This window comes from Streptomyces sp. NPDC002671, assembly GCF_053592475.1.
In genome coordinates this window covers 494,362-517,042 of record NZ_JBSFVU010000001.1, presented here as the reverse complement: position 1 = coordinate 517,042, position 22,681 = coordinate 494,362, and the positions used below count along the sequence as shown (strand labels likewise).

Annotated in this window: 23 protein-coding genes; 16 read left to right on the top strand and 7 right to left on the bottom strand. The window is 71.9% G+C overall.

Translation table 11 applies throughout. The annotated features are described in order from the left end of the window. Positions 1-139: 139 nt before the first annotated feature. A complete protein-coding gene (locus ACWD35_RS02195; RefSeq protein WP_451349206.1) occupies positions 140-421 on the bottom strand; it encodes an HPr family phosphocarrier protein in 282 nt (93 codons plus the stop codon). Between the two features lie 179 nt (positions 422-600). Between ACWD35_RS02195 and ACWD35_RS02190 the strand changes: the two genes are divergently transcribed. The 4 genes from ACWD35_RS02190 (at position 601) to ACWD35_RS02175 (ending at position 6,053) form a co-directional block, all read left to right on the top strand. Then, on the top strand, positions 601-3,444 hold the full coding sequence (locus ACWD35_RS02190) for a bifunctional acetate--CoA ligase family protein/GNAT family N-acetyltransferase (protein WP_451349205.1): 2,844 nt from the start codon (positions 601-603) through the stop codon (positions 3,442-3,444). Positions 3,445-3,551: 107 nt separating this feature from the next. Continuing rightward, the gene (locus ACWD35_RS02185; RefSeq protein WP_451349204.1) at positions 3,552-4,148 is read left to right on the top strand and encodes a DUF5998 family protein; all 597 of its coding nucleotides are present in this window, start codon (positions 3,552-3,554) and stop codon (positions 4,146-4,148) included. Next, positions 4,148-5,338, top strand: a complete 1,191-nt coding sequence (locus tag ACWD35_RS02180; RefSeq protein ID WP_451349203.1) for an alkaline phosphatase family protein — start codon at positions 4,148-4,150, stop codon at positions 5,336-5,338. Before ACWD35_RS02185 ends, ACWD35_RS02180 begins: the two co-directional genes overlap by 1 nt. 64 nt (positions 5,339-5,402) lie before the next feature. Next, the gene (locus ACWD35_RS02175) at positions 5,403-6,053 is read left to right on the top strand and encodes a thymidine kinase (protein ID WP_451349202.1); all 651 of its coding nucleotides are present in this window, start codon (positions 5,403-5,405) and stop codon (positions 6,051-6,053) included. 67 nt (positions 6,054-6,120) lie between these two features. Here the strand turns inward: ACWD35_RS02175 and ACWD35_RS02170 are convergent, their stop codons facing one another. Continuing rightward, the gene (locus ACWD35_RS02170) at positions 6,121-6,924 is read right to left on the bottom strand and encodes a VOC family protein (protein WP_451349201.1); all 804 of its coding nucleotides are present in this window, start codon (positions 6,922-6,924) and stop codon (positions 6,121-6,123) included. Positions 6,925-7,180: 256 nt separating this feature from the next. Here ACWD35_RS02170 and ACWD35_RS02165 point away from each other — a divergent pair, with 256 nt between their 5' ends. Then, positions 7,181-8,032, top strand: a complete 852-nt coding sequence (locus tag ACWD35_RS02165) for a sulfurtransferase (RefSeq protein ID WP_451349200.1) — start codon at positions 7,181-7,183, stop codon at positions 8,030-8,032. 96 nt (positions 8,033-8,128) lie between these two features. Here ACWD35_RS02165 and sepH read toward each other — a convergent pair whose 3' ends face one another. After that, positions 8,129-9,169 (bottom strand): septation protein SepH, encoded by a 1,041-nt coding sequence (gene sepH / locus ACWD35_RS02160; protein WP_451349199.1) that lies wholly within the window; start codon positions 9,167-9,169, stop codon positions 8,129-8,131. Positions 9,170-9,648: 479 nt separating this feature from the next. Here sepH and ACWD35_RS02155 point away from each other — a divergent pair, with 479 nt between their 5' ends. Beyond that, positions 9,649-10,398 (top strand): hypothetical protein, encoded by a 750-nt coding sequence (locus tag ACWD35_RS02155; RefSeq protein WP_451349198.1) that lies wholly within the window; start codon positions 9,649-9,651, stop codon positions 10,396-10,398. Here the strand turns inward: ACWD35_RS02155 and ACWD35_RS02150 are convergent. Together ACWD35_RS02150 and ACWD35_RS02145 are read right to left on the bottom strand one after the other, a co-directional pair. Further along, the gene (locus tag ACWD35_RS02150) at positions 10,322-11,650 is read right to left on the bottom strand and encodes a D-arabinono-1,4-lactone oxidase (protein WP_451349197.1); all 1,329 of its coding nucleotides are present in this window, start codon (positions 11,648-11,650) and stop codon (positions 10,322-10,324) included. The two genes, ACWD35_RS02155 and ACWD35_RS02150, sit on opposite strands and share 77 nt — an antisense overlap. After that, a complete protein-coding gene (locus ACWD35_RS02145; protein ID WP_451349196.1) occupies positions 11,610-12,848 on the bottom strand; it encodes an MFS transporter in 1,239 nt (412 codons plus the stop codon). Before ACWD35_RS02145 ends, ACWD35_RS02150 begins: the two co-directional genes overlap by 41 nt. Positions 12,849-13,009: 161 nt before the next feature. Here ACWD35_RS02145 and ACWD35_RS02140 point away from each other — a divergent pair, with 161 nt between their 5' ends. Both ACWD35_RS02140 and ACWD35_RS02135 read left to right on the top strand, forming a co-directional pair. Continuing rightward, a complete protein-coding gene (locus ACWD35_RS02140; protein WP_451349195.1) occupies positions 13,010-14,137 on the top strand; it encodes a ferrochelatase in 1,128 nt (375 codons plus the stop codon). A gap of 8 nt (positions 14,138-14,145) precedes the next feature. Next, positions 14,146-14,961: an inositol monophosphatase family protein gene (locus ACWD35_RS02135; RefSeq protein ID WP_451349194.1), complete on the top strand. Its 816-nt coding sequence runs from the start codon at positions 14,146-14,148 to the stop codon at positions 14,959-14,961. A 77-nt stretch (positions 14,962-15,038) separates the two neighbouring features. On the opposite strand, the gene ACWD35_RS02130 is transcribed toward ACWD35_RS02135, so the two are convergent. Further along, the gene (locus ACWD35_RS02130) at positions 15,039-15,212 is read right to left on the bottom strand and encodes a hypothetical protein (RefSeq protein ID WP_451349193.1); all 174 of its coding nucleotides are present in this window, start codon (positions 15,210-15,212) and stop codon (positions 15,039-15,041) included. Between the two features lie 412 nt (positions 15,213-15,624). Between ACWD35_RS02130 and ACWD35_RS02125 the strand changes: the two genes are divergently transcribed. The 4 genes from ACWD35_RS02125 (at position 15,625) to ACWD35_RS02110 (ending at position 19,148) form a co-directional block, all read left to right on the top strand. After that, entirely contained in the window at positions 15,625-16,278 is a 654-nt protein-coding gene (locus tag ACWD35_RS02125) for a response regulator transcription factor (RefSeq protein WP_161297296.1), read from the top strand. 5 nt (positions 16,279-16,283) lie between these two features. Continuing rightward, positions 16,284-17,549 (top strand): sensor histidine kinase, encoded by a 1,266-nt coding sequence (locus ACWD35_RS02120; protein ID WP_451349192.1) that lies wholly within the window; start codon positions 16,284-16,286, stop codon positions 17,547-17,549. Between the two features lie 392 nt (positions 17,550-17,941). Next, complete coding sequence (locus ACWD35_RS02115) at positions 17,942-18,238, top strand: DUF4193 domain-containing protein (protein ID WP_005481602.1); 297 nt, start codon at positions 17,942-17,944, stop codon at positions 18,236-18,238. 13 nt (positions 18,239-18,251) lie between these two features. Next, a complete protein-coding gene (locus tag ACWD35_RS02110) occupies positions 18,252-19,148 on the top strand; it encodes a hypothetical protein (RefSeq protein ID WP_451349191.1) in 897 nt (298 codons plus the stop codon). 39 nt (positions 19,149-19,187) lie between these two features. On the opposite strand, the gene ACWD35_RS02105 is transcribed toward ACWD35_RS02110, so the two are convergent. Further along, positions 19,188-19,646, bottom strand: a complete 459-nt coding sequence (locus tag ACWD35_RS02105) for a DUF3093 domain-containing protein (protein ID WP_451349190.1) — start codon at positions 19,644-19,646, stop codon at positions 19,188-19,190. 112 nt (positions 19,647-19,758) lie between these two features. On the opposite strand from ACWD35_RS02105, the gene ACWD35_RS02100 reads away from it, so the two are divergent. The 4 genes from ACWD35_RS02100 (at position 19,759) to ACWD35_RS02085 (ending at position 22,563) form a co-directional block, all read left to right on the top strand. Next, positions 19,759-20,343, top strand: a complete 585-nt coding sequence (locus ACWD35_RS02100) for a PaaI family thioesterase (protein WP_451349189.1) — start codon at positions 19,759-19,761, stop codon at positions 20,341-20,343. After that, complete coding sequence (gene dut, locus ACWD35_RS02095) at positions 20,340-20,891, top strand: dUTP diphosphatase (protein WP_451349188.1); 552 nt, start codon at positions 20,340-20,342, stop codon at positions 20,889-20,891. The genes ACWD35_RS02100 and dut overlap by 4 nt, the downstream gene beginning before the upstream one ends. A gap of 1 nt (position 20,892) precedes the next feature. After that, entirely contained in the window at positions 20,893-21,657 is a 765-nt protein-coding gene (locus tag ACWD35_RS02090; RefSeq protein ID WP_451349187.1) for a DUF3710 domain-containing protein, read from the top strand. A 213-nt stretch (positions 21,658-21,870) separates the two neighbouring features. Further along, positions 21,871-22,563, top strand: a complete 693-nt coding sequence (locus ACWD35_RS02085; protein ID WP_451349186.1) for an ABC transporter ATP-binding protein — start codon at positions 21,871-21,873, stop codon at positions 22,561-22,563. Positions 22,564-22,681: the final 118 nt, after the last annotated feature.

Here is a 22,681-nt window from a genome sequence, read left to right as displayed (position 1 = left end):
GACGTGCATTTCCGCTGCCCTTTTTCGGCGTGCCGTGAATTCAGGCAGGTGCGTAAATCCGCGTGCGAATCCGTCCGGCCGGCCGCGAAAACGCGGAAGCCGCGCCCCCGGTTCCGGGGGCGCGGCTTCCTGGTGCGACTCAGACGGTCTCGGGCAGCTCCTCAAGGCCCTCGGCGACCAGCTTGGCCAGCCGGTCCAGGGCGGCGTCCGCGCCCTCGGCGCCGGAGGCGAGGACGATCTCCTCGCCGCCCTGGGCGCCCAGGCTGAGGACCGCCAGCATGGAGGCCGCGTTGACGGGGTTGCCGTCGGCCTTGGCGATCGTCACCGGGACGCCTGCGGCCGTGGCGGCTCGGACGAAGATGGAGGCGGGGCGGGCGTGGAGGCCCTCGGCCCAGCCGACGTTGACGCGGCGCTCAGCCATGTGATGCTGCCCTTCAGGTTCTCAGGGTTGTCTAGACCAGTTTCCCACATCGTGAAGCAAGTCCGGAGGGGACCTTCGTCACCCCCCGGCCGTGTCGCCGGACCGCGGCCTCGATCCGGCTTCCGTCCTCCACAGACTGCCTCGCGCCGTTGTCGTGGGCGAGCCGTACGCTGGGGCCCATGCAGACCCCGGCGGACCGGCAGGACCGGCACGAGTACCCCGCCCACTGGGAGGCGGACGTGGTGCTGCGCGACGGCGGCACCGCACGCGTGCGGCCCATCACCGTCGATGACGCCGACCGCCTGGTCAGCTTCTACGAGGGGGTCTCGGACGAGTCGAAGTACTACCGCTTCTTCGCGCCGTACCCCCGGCTCTCCGCCAAGGACGTCCACCGCTTCACGCACCACGACTTCGTGGACCGGGTGGGGCTCGCGGCCACCGTCGGCGGCGAGTTCATCGCCACTGTGCGCTACGACCGCATCGGCCCCGACGGAATGCCCGCCTCCGCACCGGCCGACGAGGCCGAGGTCGCCTTCCTCGTGCAGGACGCCCACCAGGGCCGCGGGGTCGCCTCCGCCCTCCTGGAGCACATCGCCGCCGTGGCGCGCGAGCGCGGGATCCGTCGCTTCGCCGCCGAGGTGCTGCCCGCCAACACCAAGATGATCAAGGTGTTCACGGACGCCGGGTACACCCAGAAGCGCAGCTTCGAGGACGGCGTCGTACGCCTGGAGTTCGACCTGGAACCCACCGACCGCTCCCTCGCCGTGCAGCGCGCGCGTGAGCAGCGCGCCGAGGCCCGTTCGGTACGACGGCTGCTGGCACCCGGCTCCGTGGCCGTCGTCGGGGTCGGCCGCGCGCCCGGTGGGGTCGGCCGCAGCGTCCTGGCCAACCTCCGGGACGCCGGCTACGCGGGCCGGCTGTACGCCGTGAACAAGGCCTTCCCCGAGGACGTCGAGGACGTCGACGGGGTGCCCGCGCACCGGTCGGTGCGGGAGATCGAGGGGCACGTCGACCTCGCGGTCGTCGCCGTCCCGGCCGAGTACGTCCCCGCAGTGGTCGCCGAGTGCGGCGAACACGGCGTCCAGGGACTCGTCGTCCTCTCCGCCGGCTACGCGGAGAGCGGGCCCGAGGGACGAGAGCGGCAGCGTGCGCTCGTGCAGCAGGTGCGCGCGTACGGCATGCGGATCATCGGCCCGAACGCCTTCGGGGTCATCAACACCGCCCCGGACGTCCTGCTGAACGCCTCGCTCGCCCCCGAGTTGCCCCGCCCGGGGCGCATCGGTCTGTTCGCGCAGTCCGGCGCCATCGGCATCGCCCTGCTGTCGCGGCTGCACCGGCGCGGGGGAGGGGTCACGGGGGTCACCGGCGTGTCCACGTTCGTGTCCGCCGGCAACCGCGCGGACGTCTCCGGCAACGACGTCCTCCAGTACTGGTACGACGACCCCGAGACCGACGTCGTCCTCATGTACCTGGAGTCCATCGGAAACCCGCGCAAGTTCACCCGCCTCGCCCGGCGGACCGCGGCGGCGAAGCCGCTGGTCGTGGTGCAGGGGGTCGGCTCGGCCCCCCAGGGGCACGCGGTCCGGGCCACCCGGCTGCCCCATGCGACCGTCTCCGCGCTGCTCCGGCAGGCCGGGGTGATCCGGGTGGACACGATCACCGAGCTGGTCGACGCGGGCCTGCTGCTCGCCCGCCAGCCCCTGCCCGCGGGGCCGCGCGTGGCGATCGTCGGGAACTCGGAGTCGCTGGGCGTGCTGACGTACGACCGGTGCCTCGCGGAGGGGTTGCGGCCGTCACTGCCGCTGGACCTGACGACGGGGGCGCGGGCGGAGGACTTCCATCGGGCGCTGGCCGCTGCGCTGGCGGACGACACGTGTGATGCCGTTGTGGTCACCGCGATCCCCGCCATCGGGGAGGGGTCGGCGGGGGATGCGGAGTTGGCTGAAGCGTTGCGGTCGGCTGCGTCGGCCGTTCCTGGTAAGCCGGTGCTGGTGGTGCACGTGGAGCTCGGGGGGCTGGCTGAGGCGTTGTCGGCTGCGACCAGTACCGCACCTCGGGCCGTCGAGAAGGCACCCGGCGCTGCGGGCGATGCCCACCCGTTCCCCCCTGCGGAACGACTGCCCACCGCGGTGCCTTCAGAAGGCCCGGCTCCCGAGGACAGCCGTCTCATCCCCGCCTACCCCGCCGCCGAACGCGCCGTCCGGGCTCTCGCCGAAGCTGTCAAGTACGGACAGTGGCGGCGGGAGGCTGCCGATCCCGGGAAGGTGCCGGAGTACGACGACATCGACGAGAAGGGGGCCGCCGAGCTGATCGGTGAGCTGCTCGCGCGCGGGGAGGGGCTCACCATCCCGGCCGCGGAGACCTGCGAGCTGCTCGCCAAGTACGGCATCCACGTCCGCCGCGCGCTCCCCGCCCCCACCGCCGGCGCCGCCGCCGAGACCGCCCGCTCCCTCGGCTACCCGGTGGCCCTCAAGGCCACCGCCCCGCACCTCAGACACCGCGCCGACCTGGGCGGCGTACGGCTCGACCTGGCCGACGAGGGGCAACTGCGCCGTGCGTACGCGGAGTTGACGGAGCTGTTCGGCGGCCGGGAGGACCTGCGCCCGGTGGTGCAGGGAATGGCACCCCGGGGTGTCGACACGGTCGTACGGGCGGTGATCGACCCGGCAGCCGGGGCCGTGCTGTCCTTCGGGCTGGCCGGAGCTGCCTCACAGCTGCTCGGGGACATGGCGCACCGGCTGATCCCGGTCACCGACCGGGAGGCGACCTCGCTGGTGCGGTCGATCCGGACGGCACCGCTGCTCTTCGGCTGGCGCGGCTCCACGCCCGTCGACACCCCCGCCCTGGAAGAGCTGCTGCTGCGCGTGTCCCGGCTGGTCGACGACCACCCGGAGGTCGTCGCGGTCACCCTGGAGCCGGTCGTCGTGGCCGCACACGGCGTGAGCGTCCTCGGCGCCACCGTCCGCCTCGCGCCCCCGCCGGCCCGCGACGACCTCGGCCCGCGCACCCTGCCGGCGTACTGAGCGGCGAAGGGGGCAGGCGCTGGTCGTCCCGAGGCACCCGCGCGCGGGCGTGCGGGTCGCAGCGGGTACCCGCGACTGGCCCGGACCCCCCTTGCCCACGGATTAGGATGGACGCCATGGCCAAGACCAGTACGACGACCCAGGGGCTGCGCACGGCGATCGAGCGCAGCGGCTACTACCCGGCCCTCGTGTCCGAGGCGGTGGAGGCCGCTGTGGGCGGCGAGCCGATCCGGTCGTACCTGGTTCACCAGGAGACCACGTTCGACCAGAACGAGGTGCGTCGGCACGTGACCGTGCTGGTCCTCACCGAGAACCGCTTCATCGTGAGCCACACCGACGAGCAGGCTGCCGACAGCACCTCCCCGGCACCGTACGCCACGACCTCCACCGAGTCCGTGAAGCTCGGCCGGATCTCCTCCGTCGTGGTCAGCCGCGTGGTCTCCAATCCGGAGCAGTACACGCCGGGCACGCTGCCCCGTGAGGTCGTGCTCACCATCGGCTGGGGCGCGGTCAGCCGCATCGACCTGGAGCCCGCCGCCTGCGGCGACCCCAACTGCGACGCCGACCACGGCTACACGGGCAGCTCCACGGCGGACGACCTCAGCCTGCGCGTCAGCGAGGCCGGGGACGGCCCGGAGACGGTGCGCCAGGCGCTCGCCTTCGCGCAGGCCCTTTCCGAGGCAACCGCGGACCTCACGCGCTGATGTCCCAGCTCTCCGCCTGGGACCACCCGGAACCGCTCGCCCTGGACACCGCGCCGCTGCCCGCGTACGGCACCGGCTCCCTCGCCGACCTGCTGCCCACCCTGGCCGCCGGGATGGGCGTGCCCGGCATGACCGCCGCGATCCCGGAGCTGACCCCGGCCGACCGGGTCTGCGTGTTCCTGGTCGACGGGCTCGGCTGGGAACAGCTCGCGGCCCATCCGGACGAGGCTCCCTTCCTGGCCTCGCTGCTCGGCAGCTCCCGCGGCGGCACCGGACGCCCGCTCACCGCCGGCTACCCGGCGACCACCGCGACCTCCCTCGCCTCCGTCGGCACCGGCCTGCCGCCGGGCGCCCACGGTCTGCCCGGCTACACCGCCCGCAACCCGGCCACCGGCCAGCTGATGAACCAGCTCCGCTGGCAGCCGTACACCGACCCGCGCCCCTGGCAGCCGTACCCCACGGTCTTCCAGCTGGCCCACGAGGCCGGGGTGCACACCGCCCAGGTGTCCTCGCCCGCCTTCGAGCACACCCCGCTCACCAAGATCGCGCTCAGCGGCGGCACCTTCCACGGGCGGCTCACCGGCGAGGAGCGCATGGACCTCGCGGCAGAGCAACTCGCCGCCGGGGACCGCTCCTTGGTGTACACGTACTACGCCGAGCTGGACGGCTCCGGACACCGTTACGGCGTCGCCTCCGACACCTGGCGCGGCCAGCTCATGTACGTCGACCGGCTCGCCCAGCGCCTCGCCGAGCAGCTGCCGCCGCGCAGCGCGCTCTACGTCACCGCCGACCACGGCATGGTCGACATCCCGTTCGACGAGCAGCACCGCATCGATTTCGACGAGGACTGGGAGCTGCGCGCCGGGGTCGCGCTGCTGGGCGGCGAGGGCCGGGCGCGCCACGTGTACGCGGTGCCGGGCGCCGAGAACGACGTACTGACCGTCTGGCGCGAGGTGCTCGGCGAGCAGTTCTGGGTGGCCTCGCGGGACGAGGCGATCGCGGCGGGCTGGTTCGGGCCACAGGTGGACGAGCGCGTGTACGCGAGGATCGGAGACGTGGTCGCGGCGGCACACGACGACGTCCTGATCATCGCCACCGAGAAGGAGCCGAAGGAGTCCGCGCTGGTGGGCAACCACGGCTCGATGACCCCGGCCGAGCAGCTGGTCCCGCTGCTCGAAGCCCGCTCCTGACCGCTCCCGGACCTCCCCGACCGCCGACCCTCCTCACCCCTCACCGAAAGGTGCTCAACTCCTCATGCCCGAGCTGGTGTTCTTCTCCGGAACGATGGACTGCGGGAAGTCGACGCTGGCTCTGCAGATCGAGCACAACCGCTCGACGAGAGGTCTCGTCGGCATGATCTTCACCCGGGACGACCGCGCGGGCGAGGGCAAGCTGTCCTCCCGGCTCGGCCTGGTCACCGACGCGGTGGAGGTCCAGGACGGCCAGGACCTGTACGCCTACCTGGTGGACCACCTCTCGCAGGGCGGCCGGGCGGACTACGTGATCGCGGACGAGGCGCAGTTCCTCGTGCCCGAGCAGATCGACCAGCTCGCGCGCGTGGTCGACGACCTCGGCGTGGACGTCTACGCCTTCGGGATCACCACGGACTTCCGCTCCAAGCTCTTCCCGGGCTCGCAGCGGCTCGTGGAGCTCGCCGACCGTATCGAGGTGCTCCAGGTCGAGGCGCTGTGCTGGTGCGGCGCCCGGGCCACGCACAACGCCCGCACGGTCGGCGGGCAGATGGTGGTCGAAGGCGCCCAGGTGGTCGTCGGAGACGTCAACCAGTCCGCGGGCGAGGTCGGCTACGAGGTGCTGTGCCGGCGCCACCACCGGCGTCGTATGACGAGCGCCTCCGCGCGCGCGGCGGCCCTGTCCCCGGACGTCCTGCCCGTCTCTCCTGCCTGAGCGCTCACCTCTCCTGCCTGAGCGCTCACCTCTCCTGCCTGAGCGCTCACCTCTCCTGCCGGAGTGCTCATCGCGGGCCCTGGACCACCGAGAACACCGCCCCCTCCGGGTCCGCGACCGTCGCGACCCGGCCGTGGGCGCTGTCGCGGGCCGGCCGCAGGACCTGGCCGCCCAGGCCTGTGACCTGGTGCAGCGTCTCGTCGGTGTCGGCGACCTCGAAGTACGTGAGCCAGTGCGGCCCCCGGTCGCGGGGGAGGGCGTGGCCCACGCCGTGCAGACCGGCCACCGGGCGTCCGCCGATGTGCAGGGTCACGTAGTCGAAGTCGGCCGAAACCAACGGCTCCTCCTCGTAGCCGAACACGCTCTCGTAGAACTTGGCGACGCTCACCGTCTCGAAGGTGAGCAGCTCGTTCCACGCGGGCGTGCCGGGCACTCCGGTGACCTCCGTGCCGAGGTGCGCGGCCCCCTGCCAGATCCCGAACACCGCCCCGGACGGGTCGGCGGCGATGACCATGCGCTCGGCGATGCGCCCGGCCTCGGGCGCGTCCAGCGGGCCGACGGCCACCGTGCCGCCGCACAGCCGTACGGCATCGGCCGTCCGGTCCACGTCGTCCGAGGCGAGGTAGGGCGTCCAGGCGACCGGCAGCCTGCGGTCCGGGGACAGCTGGCCGATGCCCGCCACCTCCTGCCCGTCGAGCAGCGCCCGCACGTACGGGCCGAGCTGCTGCGGCCCCGGCCGGAACTCCCAGCCGAACAGCTCCCCGTAGAACTCCTCGGTCGCGCTCAGTCCGTGCACCATCAGGCTCGCCCAGCAGGGCGTGCCGGGCGCGCACGGCGCGTGCGGGCCGGCCGACTCCCGTGCCTCGGTCATCGATCACTCTCTCCCCGGCCTCTTGTGGTGGCCGTGTCGCGTCCGCTCCCCGGAAGGGGTGTGCCGCCGTGTGACGGTTTCTCCGGGAGGTTGCCCGATCTGTCGCTTTATTGCCGTTTCGTGGCGATTGACGACGCATGTCCATCAGCTGTACAGCATGTGCTCGATCCCGTACGCCTCGTGATCGAGCCTGTGTGGCCGAGCAGAGTAGCCGGACCTGGACGCCGCGGCCACCCCTGGCGTATGCATGGACGCCATGACAGCCATCATCACCGCAACCGAACTGGCACTTGCCCTGAACGGGACGCAGCCGCCCGTCCTGCTCGACGTCCGCTGGCAGCTGAGCGTGGCGAAGGCGGCGGGGGCCCCGGCCTTCGACGGACGGGCCGCGTACGAGGCCGGGCACATCCCCGGCGCGGTCTTCGTCGATCTGGACCGGGAGCTCGCCTCGGCCCCCGGCGCGCACGGCCGGCACCCGCTGCCGGATCTCACGGAGTTCGGCGCGGTCATGCGCCGCGCGGGCGTGTCGGCCACCCGGCCGGTAGTCGTGTACGACGGCGGGCAGGGCTGGGCCGCGGCACGCGCCTGGTGGATGCTGCGCTGGACGGGTCACCCGGACGTGCGGGTCCTCGACGGCGGGTTGCCGTCCTGGGACGGCGAGTTGACGACGGAGGTGCCCGAGCCGGCGGCGGGCGACTTCGTGCCGAAGCCGGACGCCGCGGGCTTCCTCGATGCCGACGGGGCCGCCGCGCTGGCGCGCTCGGGTGTGCTGCTCGACGCGCGCGCGGGGGAGAGGTACCGCGGCGAGGTCGAGCCGATCGACCGGGTCGGCGGGCACATCCCGGGGGCGGTGTCGGCGCCGACGACGGAGAACGTGGGCCCCGACGGCCGTTTCCTGCCCGCGGCCGAACTGCGGGACCGTTTCAAGGCCCTTGGGGTGCTGGAGGCGCCGGAGGTGGGCGTCTACTGCGGCTCGGGCGTCTCGGGCGCGCACGAGGTGCTGGCCCTCGCGGTGGCGGGCATTCCGGCCGCCCTCTACGTGGGCTCCTGGTCGGAGTGGTCCGCGGACCCGTCCCGCCCGGTGGCGGTGGGCGCGGACCCGCAATAGCGAGCAGCGGAACGAGGGGGCACGCGCGCGTGCCCCCTCTTCGCGGACCGCACAGCCTGCGCGGACCGTACGGCCTGCGCGGGTCGTACGGCCGTACTACTCCTGCTTCTTGCGCCGCGTCCCGAACACGATCTCGTCCCAGCTCGGGACGGCGGCCCGGCGGCCGGGGCGGACGCCGTCGGCCTCGGCCTGGCGGTCGGTGGCGCCGACCAGCCGGTCGCGGTGGCTGCCCACCGAGCGCGGCATGAGGACGTCCGCGTAGGCGGAGCCGGCCGAGGCGGCGGGCGCCGGGGGCTCCTCCGTCGCGGGCTCGTCGGACGGTTCCTCGGCAGGTTCCGCCGGGCGTTCCGGCACGACCAGGTCGCCCCGGAAGCTCGGCACTGCCTCCAGGAGGCTGGTCAGCGAGTCGCGCTCGCCCGTGGTCTCCTCGGCGGGCTCGGACGCCTGCGCGGGGAGGCTCGGCCGCTCCCGGTCGCCCCGGTCGAGGGTGCGGTCCAGCGGGCGGTCGCGCGGCAGCCGGGCGATGCGCGGCACGAACGGGAAGCTCGGCTCCGGTACGGCGAGGTCGTCGGACTCGCCGATCAGCGAGCGCGCCTCGTCGTCCACGGCCTGGACGAGCCGCCGCGGCGGGTCGTACGTCCAGCTCGCCGAGTGCGGTTCGCCCGCGACCCGGTAGACGAGCATGACCTCCCAGGTGCCGTCGTCGCGGCGCCAGGAGTCCCACTGCACGGTGTCCTTCTCGGCGCCGCGCAGCAGCAGTCGCTCCTGGACGGCCTCGCCGAGCAGCGGGCCGGAGTTCTCGCCGGGGCGGCGGACCGGGGTCTTGCGGGCCCGCTCGGCCATGAAGGCACGCTCGGCCAGCACCGGACCCTCGAAGCGCCGGACCCGCTCGACGGGGATGCCGGCGAGCTGCGCGACCTCTTCGGCGGTGGCACCGGCGCGTATACGCGCCTGGATGTCACGCGGGCGGAGATGGCTCTCCACCTCGATCTCGATCTGGCCGAGGCGGGGCCGGTCGCCGCGCACGGCGGCGCGGAGCCGTTCGTCGATCGGAAGCGTGTACTCCGTTGCGTCGGCAGCCTTGAGCACCAGCCGTGTGCCGTCATTCGAGACGGCCACGACACGCAGTTCGGGCATGGGGACCTCCCGGGTGGTGCCTGCCGACGTCACGTGCGTCGCTGCTTCCGCTAGTCGAGTGTGGCCTGCCCGGGTGCAGCCTGCCACAACCTTGCCGAGTTGCCCGGCGTGTCGGGCACGGGCCCTGGGCCGCCGTTATGGCACGGTTACCTATTCGCAACGCTAAGTGACGAACTCCGTCACCCTGTGCAACAAGCCCCCTCCCGGCGGTCCTGCAAGGCCGCGGACACCCTGGTGGGAGACCGGACCCAGGGCTCGCAACAGTACTCCATTTGGACCACGTGCGTGGATTGGCGCGCCGCCCAACTTCTGGCAAGGCGTGCGACTTGGCCGTCGCGACCGGGTTCTGCCGATCACGAACGTGGTGAAGTTCACGCAATCCCCTGAAACGGAACTAATGGTTTCGCTTGTACGTCCCTTTCTGGTGCAGACGGTCGATCAGGACGATCGAGTACGGGAAAGGCAGGCAAGTTCCGGGTATGCGTGAAATGCCCGACGCGAGGCGGAAGCGGATCGAGCTGAGCGTCCCCCAGGTCGCGGGCAGTGCCCTGGCGGCGGTCGTGGCGGCCAAAATGGCCTCGTACTTCGGGGTGTACGGCACGATCCTCGGCGCCGGCGTCGTCAGTGTCGTCGCCACCTGTGGCGGTCCCCTGTTCCAGCACTTCTTCCGGCGGACCGGGGAGCAGCTGCGGGAGAAGACGACGACGGCCTCCCGGCCGGTAGGACGGCAGGCGGCGCAAGTGCCGCCGTCGCCGGGCGAGTTCACGCCGGGCACCGTCTACCGCGCGCGTGCGAGGAGCTGGCAGCGGCCCGCCCTTGCGGTCGCCGTCGTCTTCGGGGTCACCATGGGCGGCATCACGGCGTACGAGCTGGTGTCCGGGAGCAGCTTCAGCGGCGGCCGGGGGACGACGGTCAGCGACGCCGTCGCCGGCCGGGGGCCGTTCCGTGCGAAGTCCGAAGACGTACCGGCCCCTTCGCACACGCCGTCCGTCGGGCGCACGCCCGACGCCCACGGTGGCACGGCCCGCGGCGCGACGCCCACACCCACGCCCGACGGCTCCCCGAGCGGCGAGTCGAGCCCGGAGCCGAGCGGGGAGCCGAGTGCGGCCCCGGCCGGCCCGACCCCCGTGCCCGGCCGGTCGTCCGCGAGCCCTACGCCCCCAGAACCCTCCGCAAGTAGTCGTTCTGGAACAGCCGTTCCGGGTCAAGACGGTCCCGCAGCGCCGTGAACTCGGCGAAACGCGGATAGACCTGGGCAAAGTACTCTGCGTCCCGCGTGTGCACCTTGCCCCAGTGCGGCCGGCCCTCGTGCGCGGTGAAGATGCGCTCGGCGGCGGTGAAGTAGGCCTGGTACGGCGTGCCCCGGTACATGTGCACGGCGATGTACGCGCTGTCCCGGCCGGAGGCGGTGGACAGAGTGATGTCGTCGGCCGGGGCGGTGCGCACCTCCACCGGGAAGCTGATCCGCAGCCCGGAGCCGTCGATCATGGCCTTCAGCTCGCGCACCGTGTCGACCAGGGCCGCGCGCGGGACGGCGTACTCCATCTCCACGAAGCGCACCCGGCGCGGCGAGGTGAAGACTTCGTGAGGGATGTCGGTGTACGTCCGCGCGGACAGGGCCTTGCTGGAGATCTGCGCGATCGCCGGGACGGTGGCGGGGGCGGCGCGCCCGACCCACTGGGCCACCTGGAAGACGCCGTTGGAGAGGAACTCGTCCTCGAACCAGCCGGCCAGCTGCCCCACCGGCTGCTCGGGACCCGCGCTGCGGTTGTTGCGCTTGGTGTTGGTGCTGCCGGTGTGCGGGAACCAGTAGAACTCGAAGTGCTCGTTCTCGGCCCACAGTTGATCGAACTCGGCGAGGACCCGGTCGAGCGGCATCGGCTCCTCACGCGCGGTGAGCAGGAAGAGGGGCTCCACGGCGAAGGTGATCGCGGTGACGACGCCGAGGGCGCCCAGGCCTATGCGGGCCGCCGCGAAGACCGCGCGTTCTTCTTCGGTCCCCTCCTCCGAGCAGGTGAGCACCGAGCCGTCGGCGAGGACGAGTTCGAGTCCTTTGATCTGCGCGGCGATCGAGGCCGACTCGCGGCCCGTGCCGTGGGTGCCCGTGCTGGTGGCCCCGGAGACGGTCTGCTCCATGATGTCGCCCATGTTGGTGAGCGACAGACCCTCACGCGCGAGGGCCGCGTTGAGTCGCTTGAGCGGGGTGCCCGCCTCGACCGTGACGGTCATGGAGTCCCGGTCAATGTTGCGGATACCGGTCAACAGTTGAGGGCGGATCAAGAGACCGTCGGTGGCGGCGATCGAGGTGAAGGAGTGTCCGGTGCCGACCGCCTTCACCTTGAGGCCGTCCTCGCGGGCCCGGCGCACCGCCGCGGCCAGCTCCTCCACGGAGGCCGGCGCGACCTGCCGCGCGGGGCGTGCCGTGACAGTGCCGCCCCAGTTACGCCAGGTGCCGCTCTTTCCGCTCGCTGTGCTGCTCAACGATGCCTCCCCGACTCGCGGCCGGCCTGCGGAGCCGGCGGTACCCGAGGAAACCGACCGCGACCGCGACGGCCCCGGACACGGCCGGAACCCCGTACCCGGCGCGCGCACCGGCCGAGTCGATCACCCAGCCGGCCACGGAGGAGCCGAGCGCGATCCCGACCGCGAGGCCGGTGCTCACCCAGGTCATGCCCTCGGTGAGCTGCGCGCGAGGTACGTGCTCTTCGATGAGGGACATCGTCGTGATCATCGTCGGTGCGATGGACAGCCCCGCAACGAACAGCGCCACGGCCAGAAGCGGCAGGTTTCCGACCAGTAGGAGGGGGATCATACTCACGGCCATCGCCGTCACGCCCAGCAGCCACCGGCGTTCCGGCGGCCCCGCGAGCCGCAGCAGCCCGAAGATCACCCCGGCCACACAGGAACCCGCCGCGTACAGGGCGAGGACCACGCTCGCGGCGGCCTTGTGGCCGCGCTCGTCTGCGAAGGCCACGGTGACCACGTCGATCGCCCCGAAGATCGTCCCCGTGGCCACGAAGGTCGCCACCAGCACCTGGAGCGCGCGCGAACGCAGGGCCGAACCGCCGCCGTCCTGCACGCGCGGGTGAGGAGCCGGCTCGGTGGCGCGCTGGGCGGTCAGCCAGAGGACACCGGCGGCCAGGAAGCAGGCGGCCAGCAGCGGGCCCGCCTCCGGGAACCAGGCCGTGGACAGACCGATGGAGACGATCGGCCCGAAGACGAAGCAGACCTCGTCGACGACCGACTCGAACGAGTACGCGGTGTGCAGCTTCGGCGTGCCCCGGTACAGGGCCGCCCAGCGGGCCCGGACCATCGCGCCCAGGCTCGGCACCGAGCCGATGCCGGCGGCGCAGACGAACAGCACCCAGTCCGGCCATCGCCAGTGCGCGGCGAGCAGCAGCCCGGCCGCCGCGGTGAGCGCCACCAGGGTCGCGGGGCGCAGCACCCGGCGCTGCCCGTGCCGGTCCACCAGCCGGGAGACCTGCGGCCCGATCGCCGCGGCGGACAGCGCGATGGTGGCCGAGAGCGCGCCCGCGAGCCCGTACCGCCCGGTGAGCTGGGAGACCATCGTGATGACGCCGATGCCCATCATCGACAGCGGCAGCCGGCCGAGGAACCCGGCGGCGGAGAAGGCCTTGGTGCCGGGCTCGGCGAACAGGGCGCGGTAGGGGCTGGGCACGCGGGTCTCCGTAAGGCGTAAAGAGGGTTGTTACAGCTTACGGGTTAGGTAATCCTAAGTCATCCGATTTTCGGCTCGGGATTTATCCCCGCAAATATCCTGAATCCGACTCTTCACCCTGCTGTTTCCTGGCTGTCAGTACCGGGTGGCAGGATCAGGGCATGCCAGACGCGCTCGATGCCACCCCGTACGACGCCCTGCTCCTGCTCTCCTTCGGCGGCCCCGAAGGCCCGGACGACGTAGTCCCGTTCCTGGAGAACGTCACGCGCGGGCGCGGCATCCCGAAGGAACGCCTGAAGGAAGTCGGGCAGCACTACTTCCTGTTCGGCGGGGTCAGCCCGATCAACGACCAGAATCGCGCCCTGCTGGACGCCCTCCGCAAGGACTTCGCCGAACACGGCCTGAACCTGCCTGTCTACTGGGGCAACCGCAACTGGGCGCCGTACCTCACGGACACCCTGCGCGAGATGGTCGCCGACGGCCGCCGCCGCATCCTGGTGCTCGCCACCAGCGCCTACGCCTCCTACTCGGGCTGCCGCCAGTACCGCGAGAACCTCGCCGACGCGCTGGCCGCCCTGGAGCGCGAGGGCCTGGAGCTGCCGAAGATCGACAAGCTGCGGCACTACTTCAACCACCCGGGCTTCGTCGAGCCCATGACCGACGGTGTGCTGAACGCCCTCGCCGACCTCCCCGAGGACGTCCGCGCGGGCGCCCACATCGCGTTCACCACCCACTCCATCCCGACCGCCGCCGCCGACACCTCCGGCCCGGTCGAGGCGCACGGCGAGGGCGGCGCCTACGTCGAGCAGCACCTGGACGTGGCTCAGCTGATCGCCGACGCCGTCCGCGAGCGCACCGGCGTCGACCACCCCTGGCGGCTCGTCTACCAGTCCCGCTCCGGCGCCCCGCAGATCCCGTGGCTGGAGCCGGACATCTGCGACCACCTGGAGGAGCGGCAGGCCGCCGGCGCACCCGCCGTCGTCATGGCGCCCATCGGCTTCGTCTCCGACCACATGGAGGTCCTCTACGACCTCGACACCGAGGCCGAGGCCAAGGCCGAGGAGCTGGCCCTGCCCGTGCGCCGCTCGGCCACGGTCGGCGCCGACCCGCGGTTCGCCGCCGCCGTGCGCGAACTGATCCTGGAGCGCGCCGCCGTGGAGCGGGGGCAGGACGTCACCCCCTGCGCCCTCGGCGCGCTCGGCCCGAGCCACCAGCTGTGCCCCGTCGGCTGCTGCCCGGCCCGCACTCCGCACCCCGCCGCCGCGGGTGCCGACAGCCCCTACGCGTGAGGAGACCCGTGTCCGACGCCCTCCACAGGGAACTGCTCGAACTCGCTCTGGAGGCCGCCCGCCGCGCCGGCGAGCTGCTGCGGGACGGCCGCCCGGCCGACCTGGCCGTGGCGAAGACCAAATCCAGCCCGATCGACGTCGTCACCGAGATGGACATCGCGGCGGAGAAGCTGATCACCGACCTGATCTCCGGCGAGCGCCCCGACGACGGCTTCCTCGGGGAGGAGGGCGCCGCCGTCGAGGGCAGCAGCGGAGTGCGCTGGGTGATCGACCCGCTCGACGGCACGGTGAACTACCTGTACGGGCTGCCGACCTGGGCGGTGTCCATCGCGGCCGAGCGGGACGGCGAGACCGTCGCCGGGGTCGTCGTGGCCCCGATGCGCGGCGAGACGTACCACGCGGTGCGCGGCGGCGGGGCCTGGGCCACGGGGGCCTGGGAGGGCGAGCGCGCGCTGTCCTGCCGTCCCGCGCCCCCGCTGGACCAGGCGCTGGTCTCCACCGGCTTCAACTACGTCGCCGAGGTCCGCGCCCACCAGGCCGAGGTGGCCGGCCGGCTGATCCCCCTGGTCCGGGACATCCGGCGCGGGGGCTCGGCGGCGATCGACCTGTGCGACGTGGCGTGCGGCCGGCTCGACGGGTACTACGAGCGGGGGCTCAACGCCTGGGACGTCGCCGCGGGGGACCTGATCGCCCGCGAGGCCGGCGCCCTGACCGGCGGACGGCCCGGAGAACGGCCGTCGCGCGAGCTGACGGTCGCGGGTGCGCCGGGCGTCTTCGAGCCCCTCCAGCGGTTGCTGGAGGACTTCGGGGCCTGGCACGACTGAGGGCCTGCCCGCAGCCGGAAACGCAAAGGGACCCCGACGCTGGATTCGTCGGGGTCCCTTCCTGCGCTTCGGGCCGGTCAGGCGTGCGAGGCGCCGACCTCCACACCGTGTTCGGCGGCGAGACGGCGCAGGTCGTCGAGTTCGGCCTGCTCCACCTCCACCAGGAAGTCGTCGCCCTCGTCACGAGCCCGCGACAGGTCGGACTCGGTCGCCTTTATGCGCTGCAGAAGTCCCGTCGTGAATGCGTCCATGCTGCGCCCCCTCGTCCTGGGTCGTGGGTCGGTGGCACGGGGGTGTGCCGTTCGGAAGGGGCGATCACGTCTCTCGCGGGTGCCCAGCGCTGCCCGGCCGGGCGGCGACGGTGCCGGACACCCACGCCCGCGCTGCGAAGCGACGGCGGTGTACCGCATGGTGCTGCGGCACATGCAGAGCGTGATCGCGGGGTGTACCAGCCGTCCTCCCCCCGCTCCCTTCCGCGGAAACCTCAACCAGGAGAGAAAATCTCGCATTCCCGCCCCGTTGCCTCGATCCCTGCGGTCCGGGCACCCGTCTTACAGCCGACTTATGGCCGAAAAGGGCAGGATGGAGGTCACATCCCATCTCAGCCCTGCCCGCGCGCGCTCACGGCGCGCTACACGGGTGGACACAGGAAGGACAAGCGACGTGCGCGTACTCGTCGTCGAAGACGAGCAGTTGCTCGCCGATGCGGTGGCCACCGGACTGCGCCGGGAGGCCATGGCCGTCGACGTCGTGTACGACGGTGCGGCTGCCCTGGAGCGCATCGGCGTCAACGACTACGACGTGGTCGTCCTCGACCGCGACCTCCCGCGCGTGCACGGCGACGACGTCTGCCGCAAGATCGTCGAGCTGGGCATGCCCACGCGCGTGCTCATGCTCACCGCCTCCGGCGACGTCAGCGACCGCGTCGAGGGCCTGGAGATCGGCGCCGACGACTACCTGCCCAAGCCGTTCGCCTTCAGCGAGCTGATCGCGCGCGTGCGCGCCCTCGGCCGCCGCACGAGCGTGCCCCTGCCGCCGGTCCTGGAGCGCGCCGGCATCAAGCTCGACCCCAACCGCCGCGAGGTCTTCCGCGACGGCAAGGAGGTCCAGCTCGCGCCCAAGGAGTTCGCGGTGCTGGAGGTGCTGATGCGCAGCGAGGGCGCTGTCGTGTCGGCCGAGCAGCTGCTGGAGAAGGCCTGGGACGAGAACACCGACCCGTTCACCAACGTGGTGCGGGTGACGGTCATGACGCTGCGCCGCAAGCTGGGCGAGCCGCCCGTCATCGTCACCGTGCCCGGCTCCGGCTACCGGATCTGATCCCCGTGGCCGCGACACCCGCGCCGCCCCAGGCGCCCCCGAAACCCACCTGGGACCCCAGGAGGCCGCAGGCCCCTCTTCCCTGGCTGCGCCCGACCATCCGGATACGGCTCACGCTGCTGTACGGCGGCATGTTCCTGATCGCCGGCATCCTGCTGCTGTCGATCATCTACCTGCTGGCCGCGCAGGCGATCAACACCGGAAACCAGCCGCTGTTCAAGATCGTCAGCTTCCCTACGGGCTCTCAGCTGAAGATCACCAGCGCCAACTGCCCCGCGATCAACACGGCCAACACGGCCCAGCTGTCGCTGCAGGACTTCAACGACGCGATCAGCCAGTGCACCGACCTGCAGCGCCAGGCGGCCCTGAACGACCTGCTCAGCCGCTCCCTGCTGGCCCTGCTGGGTCTCGCCGTGATCGCCTTCGCGTTCGGCTACGCGATGGCCGGCCGCGTGCTGTCCCCGCTCGGTCGGATCACCCGCACCGCCCGCCAGGTGGCCGGCTCCGACCTGTCCCGCCGGATCGAGCTGGACGGCCCGGACGACGAGCTGAAGGAGCTGGCCGACACCTTCGACGACATGCTGGAGCGCCTCCAGCGGGCGTTCACCGCCCAGCAGCGCTTCGTCGGCAACGCCTCCCACGAGCTGCGCACGCCGCTCGCGATCAACCGCACCCTGCTGGAGGTGCACCTGTCCGATCCGAACGCGCCGATGGAACTGAAGCAGCTCGGCAAGACGCTGCTGGCCACCAATGAGCGCAGCGAGCAGCTGGTCGAGGGCCTGCTGCTGCTCGCCCGCAGCGACAACCAGATCGTCGAGCGAGGGCCTGTCGATCTGGCCGAGGTGGCCGGGCAGGCCGTCGACCAGGTGCACGCCGAGGCGGAGGCGAAGGGCGTCAAGATCCGCGGCGAGCGCAAGCCCGTCGTGGTGCAGGGCAACGGCGTGCTGCTGGAGCGGATCGCGCTGAACCTCGTCCAGAACGCGGTGCGCTACAACGTGCCGGAGGCGGGCTGGGTCGAGGTCGCCACCGAGGTGGAGCACGGGCAGGCCGTACTGACGGTGTCGAACACCGGGCCGGTGGTGCCGGCGTACGAGATCGACAACCTCTTCGAGCCGTTCACACGGCTGCGTACGGAGCGCACGGGCAGCGACAAGGGTGTGGGCCTAGGTCTCTCCATCGTCCGTTCCGTGGCCCGCGCGCACGGCGGCCACATCGTGGCGAGGCCGAGGGAGGGCGGCGGCCTGGTGATGCGCGTCACCCTGCCGTTGTGATCCGTTCCAACACACGCGGAAGGTGTTCGCTACACGCGGAATTTTCCAGACCCCGAACGAGGTTTTCGTTGTGTGATCGATCACATGGGCGGATTTCCGGCCATGCACTCTCTGTGATCATGACACTAGGTGGAAAGCCGGGAAAATCCTGGTTTTCAGGGCACTTGATCACGGGAAGTACACGGTGAGGCGCCTTTGAGGTGCGGCATTCGAACCGTGTACGGTCCTCACCGCCATCCAAGCCGATCACACTTGAGGGATCGGATTGGGTGTCGATTGAGTAACAGACCTTGATGTGAGGCAAAATCTCCGCCTCAGGTCGGGCACAAGTCCGGCCTCTCACGCGTTACGTGCGCTGGAGACACCGCAGACACCCAGAGGGGGAGAGCGATATGGCAACCGATTACGACACTCCACGCAAGACCGATGACGACGTCGACTCGGACAGCCTTGAAGAGCTGAAGGCTCGCCGGAATGACAAGTCCACCTCCGCGGTGGACGTCGACGAGTTCGAGGCCGCCGAGGGCCTCGAACTGCCCGGCGCCGACCTCTCGAACGAGGAGCTGGCCGTCCGGGTGCTGCCGAAGCAGCAGGACGAGTTCACCTGTATGAGCTGCTTCCTGGTGCACCACCGCAGCCAGCTGGCCCGCGAGAAGAACGGTCAGCCGATCTGCCGCGACTGCGACTGAGGACGGGTCGGCCGTGACCGGCTCGACCCCTCCGCGGAAGCGCCGCTTCCCCCTGCGGGGAGCGGACCAAGGGCCGTCCGACGGCTTGCACGGCGCGCGTGCCGACGAGCGGGGCTCACCCGAAGCGGGAGCCTCGCTCGAACCGGCGAGCGGCCGGGGTGACCTCCCGGCGCCGGCGGAGCAGCCTGCACGCCTTGCCCGCCGACGGGCGGTGGTGATCCGGGACAAGGCCAGGGAACTGGCCCGGGAAGGCGTCCGCATAGGCGGCAGCCGGGCCCGCGCGGGGCTGGCGTACCTCGCGGACCGGATCATCGAGATCGCCCCGCGGATCCCCGTACGCGACCTTGCCACCCTGCGTCGGCAGTTCCCGGGCCTCGGGCCCGAGCAGCTCGCCGACAAGCTCGTGGCGGGCGCGGCAGCCGCGACCTCCACGGTCGGGGCCGGAGTCGGGGCGGCGGCGATGCTGCCGGTGCCGCCGGCCATGCCGACCGAGCTGGCCGCGGAGATCACCGGGGTCGCGGCGATCGAGCTGAAACTCATCGCCGAGCTGCACGAGGTGTACGGCGTACGGCCGCCGGGGAACCTCAAGGCGCGCAGTACCGCGTATCTGTCCTCCTGGTCGGGGGAGCGCGGCATAGACGTGATGAGACCGTCGACGATCAACACGGCCCTCGGGGGCCAGATGAAGCGTGAACTGCGTCAGCAGATCATGAAGCGGATGGTCCGGGACCTGCCCAACCTGATGCCGTTCATGGTCGGCGCGGCGGTGGGGGCGGTCATGAACCGCCGGGACACCAAGAAACTCGCGGCACGTATCCGTACGGACCTCAGGAAGATCCAGGTCCCGTGGGAAGAGCTGCCGGAACTGCCGCCGCTGGAAGAGCCGGCGGAACCCCTGGAGGGCCTCTAGGCGCCTCTGGGTGCCTCTAGGCCTTGCGCCGGCCGGCCCCTAGGCCTTCCGCGCCGCCTCGATCGCCGCCGCCAGCCGCTCCGGCTCCCGCGTCGACAGGTACAGGTACGGCGTCGGGTCCTCCGGGTCCGTGACCTCCACGCGCAGCGCCGTGGGGATGTAGGAGCGCAGCAGCAGGAAGGCGCGGGTGTCGGCCTTGTAGGTGCGCCAGGCGCGGGCCTCCTCGGGGTCCAGGATCTCCGAACCGCCCAGCGCCGACACCGGGATCTTCGCCTCGCCCGCGATCAGGGAGCCGCCCACGACACGGATCCGCAGTGACCCGTAGGAGCTGGCCGCGACGGCCGCGGCGGCCGTGCCGCCGGCCAGGCCGCCGAGCATCGGCAGGGTGCCGTAGGGGAGCAGGATCAAGGCCAGGGAGAGGCCCACGAGGAAGCTGATCACCCACCACGAGCGGGGGGCGGTGAGGCGTTCTTCGTAGGGGGTGGCGGAGTGCTGCATGGAGCCAAGCTTGGCACGGTGTCGGGGAATGGCCAGAGTCGGGGCAGCCAGCGCGAAGCGCTGTCGGGTGGGGCGGTGGTGGGTGACGGGCGGGCGGGTAAGGTCTGCGGCTGTGAGTGGTAGTTCCGCAGCTCTTCAGCCTCCTGCCGACGCGGTGAAACCGGTTCGGCACCCCGACGCGCCCGCCCCCGGCGAGACCCTCGGCGCCCACTACGAACACTGTTTCGGTTGTGGCCCCGGGCAGCCGCACGGCCTGCTCCTGGAGGCGCGGGCCGGTGAGGGTGTCTCCCTCACGGCCGAGTTCACCGTCCAGCCCGCCCACCAGGGCGCCCCGGGCCTCGCGCACGGCGGGGTGCTGGCCACCGCCCTCGACGAGACCCTCGGCTCGCTGAACTGGCTGCTGCGGACCATCGCCGTCACCGGCCGGCTGGAGACCGACTTCGTGCGGCCGGTCCCGGTGGGTACCACGCTGCACCTGGAGGCCGAGGTCACCGCGGTGGCCGGGCGGAAGATCTACTCGACCGCGACCGGGCGCATCGGCAGCCCCGACGGGCCCGTCGCCGTCCGCGCCGACGCCCTGTTCATCGAGGTGAAGGTCGACCACTTCATCGACCATGGCCGCAAGGAGGAGATCCAGGCCGCCATGAGCGACCCGGACCAGATCCGGCGTGCCCGCGCCTTCGAGGTGAACCCGTGAGCCGAGACCCCCTGAACGTGCTGCTCCGGCGCATCGACCCGGACGTACCGCTTCCGGCTTACGAGCACCCCGGCGACGCCGGTGCCGATCTGCGCACCACCGAGGCCTGTGAACTGAAGCCCGGCGAGCGAGCCGTGCTGCCCACAGGGGTGTCGATCGCCCTCCCGGAGGGGTACGCGGCCTTCGTGCACCCACGTTCCGGTCTCGCCGCCCGCTGCGGTGTCGCGCTGGTGAATGCCCCAGGGACGGTGGATGCCGGGTACCGTGGGGAGATCAAGGTGATCGTGGTGAATCTCGACCCGCGCGAGTCCGTGCGGTTCGAGCGCTTCGACCGGATTGCCCAACTGGTCGTCCAGCAGGTCGAGAGGGTCCGCTTCGAGGAGGTGGCGGAACTTCCCGGCTCGGCGCGGGCCGAGGGGGGCTTCGGGTCCACCGGCGGGCATGCCGCGGTGGGCGGCGAGAGCGGCACAAGCGGTCAGGCCGCCATGGGCGGTCAAACGGGTGGGAATCGATACGCTTCGGTCGTATCCGACCGGGAAGGACAGTGACGTGTTCGGACGTCGCAAGAAGAAGGGTGCCGCCGAGGACGCGGCCGGCGAGACCGAGCAGGTCGTCGACAGCGTCGACACCGAGGCGGACGAGGAAGAAGAGGTCGAGCGCGAGCGCGTCCGGCTGGAGCCCGAGCCCCGGCCCGACGGGCCGTGGGACAGCGAAGAGGTGCGCGACCCGGCCGAGGGCCGTGTCGACCTCGGCGGTCTTTTCGTACCTGGCGTCGACGGCATGGAACTGCGGGTCGAGGTGGCCGGTGACGCCATCGTCGCCGCGACCGTCGTGCTGGGCGACAGCGCCGTCCAGCTCCAGGCGTTCGCCGCGCCCAAGCGCGAGGGCATCTGGGGCGAGGTTCGCGAGGAGATCGGGGCCGGCATCACTCAGCAGGGCGGCATCGTCGACGAGGTCGAGGGTCCGCTGGGCTGGGAACTGCGCGCCCAGGTGCCGGTGCAGCTGCCGGACGGCACGGGCGGTTTCCAGGTCGTGCGGTTCGTCGGCGTGGACGGCCCGCGCTGGTTCCTGCGCGGTGTGATCTCCGGCCAGGGCGCGGTGCAGCCGCAGGCGGCCGGCCTGCTGGAGCAGATCTTCCGGGACACGGTCGTGGTCCGCGGCGAGGGCCCGATGGCGCCCCGCGACCCGATCGTCCTCAAGCTGCCGAACGACGCCCAGATGGTTCCCGAGGGCGTCCAGCAGGAGGAGGGCTCGCGCTTCTCCGGCGGCATGGGCCAGCTGCAGCGCGGACCGGAGATCACCGAGGTCCGCTAGGCGCTCCGCTCGGCTGAACAGTGCAAGGGCCGCATCCCACTTCCGGGGGTGCGGCCCTTTTGCCTGCCGTACCCGGTGTGCGTGAAGTCGGGCAATCACCCGTCAAGGGGTCGCGCACGGCGACAACCCGAACTGAACCGGAAGTGAACTGAAGCGTTGTCCCCTCGGGTCCTGTGCGGTGATACTGGCGCCCGGCCCACGGGGGGAGGCGTGATGACCGAGGTGGTCACCGAGACCATGGTGCGCGCCACGGACGTGCACAAGTCGTACGGCCGCGGCGCCGCCGCCGTCCATGCCCTGCGCGGGGTCTCCTTCGAGGTCCCGCGTGGCGAACTCGTCGCCCTCAAGGGGCGCTCGGGCTCCGGCAAGACCACCCTGCTCAACATCGTCGGCGGCCTCGACGCGCCCGACCAGGGGCGCGTCGAGCTCGACGGGCGGGACCTCGCCGAGCTGGGCGAGAACGGCCTGCTGGGGCTGCGCCGGGACCGGATCGGGTTCGTCTTCCAGTCCTTCGGGCTCATCCCGATCCTCAGCGCCGCCGAGAACGTCGGCGTACCGCTGCGGCTGCGCCGCGCCGAGCCGCGCGAGCGCGAGGAACGGGTCGAGCTGCTGCTCTCCCTCGTCGGACTCGCCGACCACGCGGCCCAGCGGCCCGGCGAACTCTCCGGCGGCCAGCAGCAGCGCGTGGCCATCGCCCGCGCCCTCGCCAACCAGCCCGCCCTGCTCATCGCCGACGAGCCGACCGGCCAGCTGGACGCCGAGACCGGGCACTCCGTCATGGAGCTGCTGCGGGCCGTGGTCCGCAGTGAGGGGGTCACCGCCCTGGTCGCCACGCACGACGCGACCCTGCTCGACCTGGCGGACCGGGTGCTGGAGCTGAGCGACGGCGAGATCGTCCAGCACTGAGGCTGTCCGGCACCGTCAGAGTTGTGTCAAAGACCCCCGTTGACCGGGCCATTGTCCCTTTTGTCCACATCATTGGCCGTAAGGTCGACGCTGCGTACGCAGCAGTGACGGGAAGACA